General features: G+C 71.9%; 6 protein-coding genes and 1 tRNA gene. 1 reads left to right on the top strand and 6 read right to left on the bottom strand.

Annotated features, from left to right (window positions below; all coding sequences use genetic code 11):
- Positions 1–302 precede the first annotated feature (302 nt).
- The 6 genes from MJ876_RS21080 to MJ876_RS21055 form a co-directional block, all read right to left on the bottom strand.
- Positions 303–1,196 carry a serine/threonine-protein kinase gene (locus MJ876_RS21080; RefSeq protein ID WP_240239423.1) on the bottom strand — a complete coding sequence of 298 codons (894 nt, stop codon included), beginning with the start codon at positions 1,194–1,196 and terminating at the stop codon, positions 303–305.
- Positions 1,193–1,588 (bottom strand): hypothetical protein, encoded by a 396-nt coding sequence (locus MJ876_RS21075; RefSeq protein WP_240239421.1) that lies wholly within the window; start codon positions 1,586–1,588, stop codon positions 1,193–1,195. The genes MJ876_RS21080 and MJ876_RS21075 overlap by 4 nt, the downstream gene beginning before the upstream one ends.
- A 128-nt stretch (positions 1,589–1,716) precedes the next feature.
- Positions 1,717–1,788: transfer RNA gene (locus tag MJ876_RS21070), tRNA-Val, on the bottom strand.
- Between the two features lie 165 nt (positions 1,789–1,953).
- A complete protein-coding gene (locus MJ876_RS21065) occupies positions 1,954–2,454 on the bottom strand; it encodes a peroxiredoxin (protein WP_240239419.1) in 501 nt (166 codons plus the stop codon).
- Between the two features lie 90 nt (positions 2,455–2,544).
- Positions 2,545–4,152: an AMP-binding protein gene (locus MJ876_RS21060; protein ID WP_240239417.1), complete on the bottom strand. Its 1,608-nt coding sequence runs from the start codon at positions 4,150–4,152 to the stop codon at positions 2,545–2,547.
- Between the two features lie 41 nt (positions 4,153–4,193).
- The gene (locus MJ876_RS21055) at positions 4,194–4,631 is read right to left on the bottom strand and encodes a DUF3052 domain-containing protein (protein ID WP_374202489.1); all 438 of its coding nucleotides are present in this window, start codon (positions 4,629–4,631) and stop codon (positions 4,194–4,196) included.
- Positions 4,632–4,832: 201 nt separating this feature from the next.
- Between MJ876_RS21055 and aceE the strand changes: the two genes are divergently transcribed.
- The gene (gene aceE / locus MJ876_RS21050) at positions 4,833–7,622 is read left to right on the top strand and encodes a pyruvate dehydrogenase (acetyl-transferring), homodimeric type (RefSeq protein ID WP_240239415.1); all 2,790 of its coding nucleotides are present in this window, start codon (positions 4,833–4,835) and stop codon (positions 7,620–7,622) included.
- Positions 7,623–7,712 lie beyond the last annotated feature (90 nt).

Genomic DNA, 7,712 nt, shown 5'->3' with positions numbered 1-7,712 from the left:
CCGGGTCCTCTCACCGGGCCTCGAGGCTCCTCGCCAGGGCTCGTCACACCTCGACCACCGGTGGCAGCCGGCCCCAGCTGGTCGAGCAGCCGAGCCGCGCCGGCGGCTCCGCGTCGTCGAGACCACCGCGACCAGACCCGGGTCCTCTCACCGGGCCTCGAGGCTCCTCGCCAGGGCTCGTCACACCTCGACCACCGGTGGCAGCCGGCCCCAGCTGGTCGAGCAGCCGAGCCGCGCCGGCGGCTCCGCGTCGTCGAGACCACCCGCACGAGGCGTTCGGGCCCCGCACCGGAGCAGGTCGTTCAGCGCACCTTGAACCCCGCCAGGCGCTGGCGGGGCAGGGCGGCGAGGACGGGCTCGAGGGCCTCGGCGACCTCGCGGGGCTCGGGGCGGGACGACGGGTCGGCGTCCAGCATCGCGTGGATCGTGTCCGCGACGCGCGGGTCGACGTCGCGCGGGAGCCTGGCCGGGGCGGCCTCGACCTGCGGGAAGCGGGCGCCGAGGTCGCGCGCGTCGGGGTCGCCGTCCGCGAACGGGCGGTGGCCGGCGACGGCGTGGAACAGGGTCGCGCCGAGGCCCCAGACGTCGCTCGCCGGCCCGGGCGAGCCCGTGGACGGCGGGTCGCACTGCTCCGGCGCCATGTAGGCGTCGGTCCCGATGACGTGGTCCAGCGCGGCGGCGTCCGCGACCGGCCGGGCGACGGAGAGGTCGATGAGGCGGGCGGGCGAGCCCATGATGATGTTGCTGGGCTTGATGTCGAGGTGCACCCAGCCGAGCCCGCGCAGGTAGTGCAGCGACGAGGCGACGTCGATGGCGAGGGCGAGGTACTGGTAGTCCTCGAGCGGGCCGTAGCGGCGGACCAGCGACGACAGCCGCGGCCCGTCGACGGCCTCGAGGACGACGTGGGGCCGAGGACCCTCGAGGGCGTGCCGCAGCCCGCGGACGACGACGGGGTGGTTGATCGTCGCGAGCGCCTCGACCTCGCGCCGCAGGCCCCGCAGGGCGCTGCGGGAGTCGACCTGGTCGGGGCGGACGACCTTCACCACGACCGGCGAGAAGGTGATCTCGTCGAACGCCAGGTAGGCCTCGTAGGCCGATCCCCCACCCAGGAGCCGGGTGGCCGTCAGCTCGTCGGTGATCGCGTCACCGTCGCGGAACCGCCAGCGGTCGTCCGGCTCCTGGGTGGCGGCGCTCATCGACGGGTGTCGTTGCGCGAGCGGTCGTTGGTGGAGCCGGCCGTCTTGTCGCGGGTCTTGTCGCCGCCGTCGCGGGTCCAGTCCTTGGTCTTGTCCCCGCGGCTGAGGTCGCGGTCGCGGCTGACGTCCGTGAAGTTCGACCGGGTGTTGTCGTTGGTGTTCTTCGACTGCTTCGAGCGGGTGTCCCGGGTGTCGTCGTCGCGGGTGTCGCCGTCGCGGGTGTCGTTGGTGTCGTCGTCGTCGTCATCGGCGACCAGCACGAGCTCGGGCGTCTCGTCGTCGCGCTTCGAGCCCTCCTCGCTCGCGAGGGCGGCTCCGCCGCTCATGGCCAGCAGCGCGACGGTGAGCGCGCCGGAGACCCCCAGCGTGGCGATCGACATCAGCTTCCTCATGGTGCTCCTCCTCCGTGTGGCGGGTCGGCGACCCGCTGACGAGAGAAGCGTCGCGGGACGCCGTGAGGCGCACGTGAGGCGTGCATGAGAGGTCTCTCACGAGCGGTCGGCAGGCCCCGGGGACCCGGTGGGCGCAGAGGGGATCGAACCCCCGACCACCTCGTTGTAAGCGAGGTGCTCTACCGCTGAGCTATACGCCCCGGTCGCGTGGGACCGTACACGCGCGGCCTGCAGACGACGAAGTCGCGCCGCTGGCGTCTCGGGTCACCAGCGGCGCGACGGCACCGAGTATGGCACCGGCCCAGGGGGCCGTGTCGAGTTACCGCAGAAGTCCCGCATCGCGGGACACCCGACGGCCGTGGGTCTCAGGCGGGCAGCTCGGCGGCGGCGCGGAGCTGGCGCAGGTGCTCGTCGAGGTCGCGGCCGTCGGGGATGGCGTGGTGCACGGCCCAGCGGACGACGCCCTGCCGGTCCACGACGTACGACGAGCGCCGGGCGACGCCGCGCTCCTCGTCGAAGACGCCGTACGCGCGGCTGACCTCGCCGTGGGGCCAGAAGTCGGAGAGCAGCGGGAAGTTGAGGCCGTCCGTGTCCGCGAAGGTCCGCAGGGAGAACATCGGGTCGCACGAGACCGCGAGGACCTCGGTGTCGAAGGTGAGGAACTCGGCCAGCCGGTCGCGGACACCGGACAGCTCACCGGTGCAGACGCCCGAGAACGCCCAGGGGTAGAACAGGACGACGACGGCCTTCGAGCCGCGGTAGTCCGAGAGGGAGACCTCCTGGCCGAACTGGTCCTGGAGCGTGAAGTCCGGAGCGGGCACGCCGGTCTCCAGGCCGACGCGCTCGGGGGCGGCGCTCGTGGTCATGGGCTCATCCTTGCATCGACGACCACGCGCGGGTGCACGGTCGTCCCGACTCGTACCCCTGGGTGCCGCGGCTCACTCGACCGCGGTGGCTCAGTCGGTGTCGAGGTCCTTCTTCAGCACCTTGCCGGTGGCGTTGCGCGGGAGCTCGTCGAGGAAGACGAAGTCGCGCGGGACCTTGTAGCGAGCGAGGTTCGACTTCACGTGCTCACGCAGGGTGTCCTCGTCCGTGGCGCCCTCCGAGGTCAGGACGACGAAGGCGCGCAGCCGCTTGCCGAAGTCGTCGTCGTCCACCCCGATCGCGGCGGCCTCCACGACCGCCTCGTGCCGCGCCAGGCAGTCCTCGACCTCCTGGGGGAAGACGTTCTCGCCCCCGGAGACGATCATGTCGTCGTCGCGGCCCTCGACGTACAGGCGGCCGTCGTCGCCGAAGCGGCCCACGTCGCCCGTGGACATGAGGCCGTCGATGACCTCCTTGTGGCCGCCGCCGGTGTAGCCCTCGAAGAGCAGGTCGTTGCCCACGAAGATGCGACCCGACTCCCCCGTCGGGAGCTCCTTGCCGTCCTCGTCGACGATCTTGACGATCGTCGCGTGCGGCGGCTGCCCCGCCGAGTCCGGAGCGGCGCGGAGGTCGGTCGGGTCGGCGATGCTGACCCACGAGACCTCGGTGGAGCCGTAGATGTTGTAGAGCGTGTCGCCGAACCGGTCCATCCACGCGGTGGCGAGGTCGCCGGGCATCGCGGAGCCCGACGCCGCCACGGCCTTGACGTGCGACAGGTCGTACTTCTTCAGCGTGTCCTCGGGCAGCTGCAGGATGCGCTGCATCATCACGGGGATCACGACGATCGAGTCGCAGCGCTTCTCGACGACCGTCTCCAGGCAGTCCTCCGGGTCGAAGCGACGGCGCAGCACGATGGTCGAGCCCAGGAGCATCGCCAGCATGTAGTGCGCGTAGCCCCAGGTGTGGAACAGCGGCGCCGCGATGTGGGTGCGCCAGCCCCGCTTGAGGGGCATGCGCGACAGCATCGACACGGCGGCCTGGATCCCGGCCTCCTTGCGCGGCGCACCCTTCGGCGTGCCCGTGGTGCCCGACGTGAGGATGACGACGCGGCCCGACCGTCCCGGGGGGTCCAGGGGCTGGTCGCTCCCGGCCTTGATCAGGCCGTCCACCGTGGCGGTGTCGCCCGCGTCGCCGTCCACCCAGGCCAGGACGCGGTCGACCCCCTCGACGTCGGACAGGAGCTCGGAGAACTCCTCGTCGTGCACCAGCGCCTGGGGGTCCTCCCGCTCGAGCACCTCGCTGAGCTGGGGGCCGGAGAAGGCGGTGTTCAGGTACAACGTGTCCGCGCCCAGCTTGGCGACTGCCACGCTGGCCTCGACGAAGCCGCGGTGGTTGCGGCACATGAGGGCGACCGAGTCACCCTCGGCCACGCCCCGCTCGCGCAGCGAGCGAGCCAGGGCGTTGGTACGACGGTCCAGCTCCGCCCAGGTCAGCTCGCCGCGCTCGTCGACCAGGCCGATGTCGTCGGGGGCGCGCACGGCCAGCGAGGTGAAGCCACCCGCCGGTCCGGTGCCCCACCGCTTGAGCGTCGTCCCCAGGCCCACCAGCTTGGCGGGCGAGTACGGACGGATGATCCCGGAGGATCCGAGGACACGCAGGCTGACGAGGGCCGACGAGGCGCCGGCGGCGATCTTTCCCATGGGCGTGGGGGACGTCCTGTCGTACGAAGGGGCGGGGAGGGTCAGTCGACGGTCTTGGGGGCGACCAGGCAGGAGGCCGCCCAGTCCTTGCTGACCGTGGCGGTGGTGGTCTGCGACAGGCCCGCGATCGGCGCGGCCTCGGCGATGTCGGCGGCGGCGACGGCGTTCGGCCGGCCCACCTTCGGGGTCAGCAGCCAGATGACGCCGCCCCCGACGAGGTCGGTGATCGCGTCGACCAGGCCGTCGACCAGGTCGCCGTCCTCCTCGCGCCACCACAGGACGACGGCGTCGACCACGTTGCCGTAGTCGCCGTCGACCATGTCGGCGTCGAGGACGTCCTCGATCGCGATGCGCAGGGCGTCGTCGGTGTCGGAGTCCCAACCGAGCTCCTGGACGACCATCCCGGCCTTGAACCCCATGCGTCCGGCCGGGCTCGTCGCCCCGGTCTGGGTGGTCTCGCCACCCGCGGTCGAGCTCACGAGCACCTCCTGCTCCTCGCCCGGATCCGGCGGTGTGCGCGCGGTGCTCCGGGACTCGTCACCCCGTCCGGTCGGGCAGGGTGGTGAGTAGTCCAGCCGAGATGCGGGACGGGCGCAACCCTGTCGCCCTGTGACGCCGCGCCCAGCGGGTGCGGTGGGCTACTCGTCGGTAGATTCTCTGCACGTGCCCACCGTGGAAGGATGGGCGTCGTGAACGACGATCGCAGGCCCGGTCCCGCCGCCCGCTCGGTCATCCACGAGGGGCTCCCGACGCAGCTGCCGGACATCGACCCGGACGAGACCACCGAGTGGCTCGACTCCTTCGACGCGATGCTCGACGGCCGTGGCCGCGACCGCGCCCGCTACGTGATGCTGCGCCTGCTGGAGCGCGCCCGCGAGAAGCAGGTGGGCGTCCCGGCGCTGCGCAGCACCGACTACATCAACACCATCCCGCCGGAGCGGGAGCCGTGGTTCCCGGGCGACGAGGACGTCGAGCGCCGCATCCGCGCCTTCATCCGCTGGAACGCCGCGGTCACGGTCACCGCCGCGAACCGCAAGGGCCTCGAGGTCGGCGGCCACATCGCGACGTACCAGTCGTCGGCGAGCCTCTACGAGGTCGGCTTCAACCACTTCTTCAAGGGCAAGGACGCCCCCGGTGGCGGCGACCAGGTCTACATCCAGGGCCACGCCTCCCCCGGCGTCTACTCCCGCGCGTTCCTCGAGGGTCGCCTGAGCGAGGAGCAGCTGTTCCGCTTCCGCCAGGAGGTGCAGCACGGCGTCGGCGCCGGGCTGCCGTCGTACCCCCACCCGCGGCTCATGCAGGACTTCTGGGAGTTCCCGACGGTCTCGATGGGCCTGACGGCGATCAACTCGATCTACCAGGCGCGCTTCAACCGCTACCTGTCGAACCGCGGCATCAAGGACACCTCCGACCAGCACGTGTGGGCGTTCCTCGGTGACGGCGAGATGGCCGAGCCCGAGTCGCTCGGCGCGATCGGCGTCGCGGCCCGCGAGGAGCTCGACAACCTCACCTGGGTCATCAACTGCAACCTGCAGCAGCTCGACGGCCCGGTGCGCGGCAACGGCAAGATCATCCAGGAGCTGGAGTCGCAGTTCCGTGGCGCGGGCTGGAACGTCATCAAGGTCGTGTGGGGCCGCGAGTGGGACGACCTGCTCGCCCGCGACGTCGACGGCGTCCTCGTCAACGCGATGAACAGCACCCCGGACGGCGCGTTCCAGACCTACTCGGTCGAGGGCGGCGACTACGTCCGCGAGAACTTCTTCGGCGGCGACCAGCGGCTGCGCGCGATGGTCGAGCACATGAGCGACACCCAGATCCGCAAGCTCCCGCGTGGTGGTCACGACTACCGCAAGGTGTACGCCGCGTTCGACGCCGCGACCAAGCACGTCGGCCAGCCGACCGTGATCCTCGCGAAGACCATCAAGGGCTGGACGATCGACGCCCTCGAGGGCAAGAACGCCACGCACCAGATGAAGAAGCTGACGCCCGAGGACTTCAAGAAGTTCCGCGACCGGCTCTACCTGCCGATCAGCGACCGCGACCTCGAGCGCGCCTACGAGGAGACCGGCTCCGCGCCGTTCTTCCACCCGGGCAAGGACGCCCCCGAGATCGAGTACATGCTCGAGCGCCGCAAGGCCCTCGGCGGTGCCGTGCCGCGCCGTGTCGTGCGCTCCAAGCCGCTGACCCTGCCGGGCGACGACGTGTACGCCGAGCTGAAGAAGGGCGCCGGCAAGAACAAGGTCGCCACGACGATGGCGACCGTGCGCCTGCTGCGCGACTGGATGAAGGACCCGGAGATCGGCCAGCGCATCGTGCCGATCGCGCCGGACGAGTACCGCACTTTCGGCATGGACTCGATGTTCCCGACCGCCAAGGTCTACAACCCGGGCGGCCAGCGCTACGAGGCCGTGGACCGCAAGCAGCTGCTCGCCTACAAGGAGTCGACGTCGGGCCAGCTGCTCCACGAGGGCATCTCCGAGGCGGGCGCGATGGCGTCCGCGACGGCCGTCGGGTCGGCGTACTCGACGCACGGCGAGCCGATGATCCCGTTCTACATCTTCTACTCGATGTTCGGGTTCCAGCGGACGGGCGACTCGATCTGGGCGATGGCCGACCAGCTGTCGCGCGGGTTCCTGATCGGCGCCACCGCCGGCCGGACGACCCTGACCGGTGAGGGCCTGCAGCACGCGGACGGCCACTCGCCGCTGCTCGCGGCCTCCAACCCGGCGGTCGTGCACTACGACCCGGCGTTCTCCTACGAGATCGCGCACATCATGCGGTCGGGCCTGCACCGGATGTACGGCGACGGCGGCAAGGACGGCAACGGCGAGGACGTCATCTTCTACCTCACCGTCTACAACGAGCCCGTCGCGCAGCCGGCCGAGCCGGAGGGCCTCGACCACGAGGGCCTGCTGAAGGGCATCCACCGCACCGCGGTGGCCGAGGGCGAGGGCCCGCGGGTCCAGCTGCTGGCCTCGGGCGTCGCGTACCCGTGGATCGAGGACGCCGCCCGCATGCTCGCCGAGGACTACGGCGTGCAGGCCGACCGCTGGTCGGTGACGTCGTGGAACGAGCTGGCGCGCGACGCCGTCGCGGCCGAGGACTGGAACCTCTCCCACCCCGGCGAGGAGCCGCGCACGGCGTACGTCGCGGACACGCTGGGCGCCGGCAACGGCGGCCCGGTGGTGGCCGTCAGCGACTACATGGCCGCCGTCCCGCTGCAGATCGCCCGCTGGGTTCCGGAGGACTACCGCGTCCTCGGCACGGACGGCTTCGGCTTCGCCGACACCCGCCCGGCCGCCCGGCGCTTCTTCAAGGTCGACGCGGCCTCGGTGGTCGTCGCGGCCCTGCAGGCCCTGGCCGAGGCCGGCGAGATCGGCACCGACGTGGTCGAGAAGGCGTTCGCGGACCTCCGCATCGACGACCCGACCGCCGTCGCCGACGTGAAGCAGGAGGGCGGCGACGCCTGAGTCGTCCCGACCCCGACGGAGCCGGGGGGGGGGGGGGGGGGGGGGGGGGGCCCCGCCCGGGGGGGCGGGCCGGGGCCGGCCCCCGCGCCC

The sequence above is a fragment of the Nocardioides sp. CFH 31398 genome (genome assembly GCF_022436705.1).
GTDB lineage: Bacteria > Actinomycetota > Actinomycetes > Propionibacteriales > Nocardioidaceae > Nocardioides.
This window is presented reverse-complemented; position numbering and strand designations above follow the sequence as displayed.

Excerpts from the sequence above, each read along its gene's own strand:
- MJ876_RS21080 (WP_240239423.1), bottom strand. The coding sequence starts at position 1,196 with ATGAGCGCCGCCACCCAGGAGCCGGACGACCGCTGGCGGTTCCGCGAC.
- MJ876_RS21075 (WP_240239421.1), bottom strand. The coding sequence starts at position 1,588 with ATGAGGAAGCTGATGTCGATCGCCACGCTGGGGGTCTCCGGCGCGCTC.
- MJ876_RS21065 (WP_240239419.1), bottom strand. The coding sequence starts at position 2,454 with ATGACCACGAGCGCCGCCCCCGAGCGCGTCGGCCTGGAGACCGGCGTG.
- MJ876_RS21060 (WP_240239417.1), bottom strand. The coding sequence starts at position 4,152 with ATGGGAAAGATCGCCGCCGGCGCCTCGTCGGCCCTCGTCAGCCTGCGT.
- aceE (WP_240239415.1), top strand. The coding sequence starts at position 4,833 with ATGGGCGTCGTGAACGACGATCGCAGGCCCGGTCCCGCCGCCCGCTCG.